At 50.4% G+C, this 828-nt stretch carries 1 protein-coding gene; it reads right to left on the bottom strand.

Annotated elements, in window-relative coordinates; all coding sequences use genetic code 11:
- A partial coding sequence (locus A3750_RS18665) for a trans-acting enoyl reductase family protein (RefSeq protein WP_369819955.1) occupies positions 1-796 on the bottom strand: 796 nt, incomplete at its 3' end.
- Between the last annotated feature and the right edge of the window lie 32 nt (positions 797-828).

The raw sequence follows: 828 nt of genomic DNA, 5'->3' as shown, positions 1-828 counted from the left end.
TGGACGGCGTAAGCATGCCTTTCAGCTCTGGTGTTTTATCTTTATCAAGGGCCAAACAAGCCGCGGCCTCACCAAGCATTTTTGATGTTGAACCGTAACCCGGATCACGATCACCGCTCACAAAACCTTTCAGCAGAGAGCCATCACGCATTTTTGCGATCACCAAGTATTTCCAAAAGCCCGCCTCACGCTCTGACTTAGATGGCCCCTCGCCGGGCGCTGGAAGAAACTTAGCCGTTAGCTTTTTGTATAAGCCGCCGGGCTTACCACCAAGCATTGCAGCCAAACCGAGCAAACCGCCAAAGCCCTTCATCCGACCAGATAAGCCCTTGCCTGTCATCATCGTCTCGTCGTAAGTAAAGTCTTTCCCGTACGGAAAACCCGCTAAAGCATGACTACGACGTACAACACGCGTGTTAATCGCGGCCATGATAAACGGCATCATGAAGCTGTCCGCGTCCTCATCGAACTTCACACTGCGCAGGTCAGGTTTATCGTCACCCGTCATGGCATCGCGCGGGTTCAGTGTGTAAGGGTTATTCAGCAATTTGAACAACGCTTTATCTTCAGCCACTTCAGCAAGCACGTTGTTTATACTGGCAATCGTACCGCCGCTCGCGCCACCCTTCATCGACTTAACACGCACTTTTACTGCTTTTGCATATTCGCCTTTTAATTCTTTGGCTTTCTTCTGAATGAAGTAGGTTCCCATATCGGAAGGAATAGAATCAAAACCACAACAGTGCACGATGCGTGCGCCTGTTTCTTGAGCACGCTCATGGTGCTGATCGATCATACGGCGAATCCATTGCGTCTCACCAGCGAGAT

The organism is Oleiphilus sp. HI0079, from assembly GCF_001635105.1.
This window is presented reverse-complemented; position numbering and strand designations above follow the sequence as displayed.